This is a genomic window from Micromonospora sp. 15K316 (assembly GCF_004348525.1).
Classification (GTDB): domain Bacteria; phylum Actinomycetota; class Actinomycetes; order Mycobacteriales; family Micromonosporaceae; genus Micromonospora.
In genome coordinates this window covers 1-974 of the sequence record NZ_SMKG01000431.1, presented here as the reverse complement: position 1 = coordinate 974, position 974 = coordinate 1, and the positions used below count along the sequence as shown (strand labels likewise).

The 974-nt window shown below is 74.1% G+C and carries 1 protein-coding gene; it reads left to right on the top strand.

Going from position 1 to position 974, the window contains the following annotated elements:
* On the top strand, positions 1–895 hold an 895-nt coding region (locus E1211_RS32155), incomplete at its 5' end, for a MinD/ParA family protein (protein WP_371686239.1).
* Positions 896–974 lie beyond the last annotated feature (79 nt).

Sequence of the window (974 nt, the reverse complement as noted above, 5' to 3'; positions counted from 1 at the left end):
GGCCGTGGCCCCGGCCATCGCGCCGCCACCGGTCGCCGACCGGGGCTACCCGGCGCGGGCCGAGCGGCGCCCGCCGGCCCCCGACCCGGAGGTGGAGCGGGCCCGGGCGGTGCTGCGCCGGGAACTCGGCTCGCCCCGGGTGCTCGCCTTCGCCAACCCCAAGGGCGGGGTGCACAAGACGACGGCCACCGTGCTCGGCGCGGCGACCATCGGCAGCGTGCGCGGGCGCGGCGTGCTCGCCTGGGACGACAACGAGCTGCGCGGCACGCTGGGTCTGCGCGCCGGCAGCGCCCGTCACGCCCGGACCATCCGGCACCTGATCACCGAGCTCGCGCAGATCGAGATCCTCGAGGGGGAGACGCTGCTCGACCGCCTCGACGACTACCTACGGCACGCCTCCGACGGCTCGTACGACGTGCTGGCCGGGGAGGAGAGCCCGCGCTTCGCCCAGCGGCTCGACCAGTTCACCGTGAAGCGGGTGCTGGAGCTGCTCCGCCGCACCCACGAGGTGGTCTGTGTGGACACCGGCAACAACGTGGAGAGCCCCAACTGGCGCACCGTGATGCAGGCCGCCGACCAGCTCGTGGTCACCACCGTGCCGCGTGAGGACGCCGCGTTCAGCGCGGACTGGATGCTCGACCTGCTGCACGAGGTGGGCATGGGCGAGCTGGCGGAGAACGCGGTGACCCTCATCTCCTGCCCGACTCCGGGTCGTTCGCCGCTGCAGGACGACCTGGAGCGGCACTTCGCCAGCCGGACCCGCGCCGTCGCGGTGGTGCCGTACGACCCGGCGCTGGAGACCGGCTCCTCGATCGAGTACGCCCAGCTCCAGCCGGAGACCCGCCACGCCTGGTTGCGGGCCGCTTCGGTCATGCTGGAGCCGTTCGCCCGGTGAGGGAGTCTGCCGCCACCGGCGCCCCCGCCCGTTCGTCGGCCTGAGAGGATCATCGGGTGAGTCCGGACACCCCCGACCC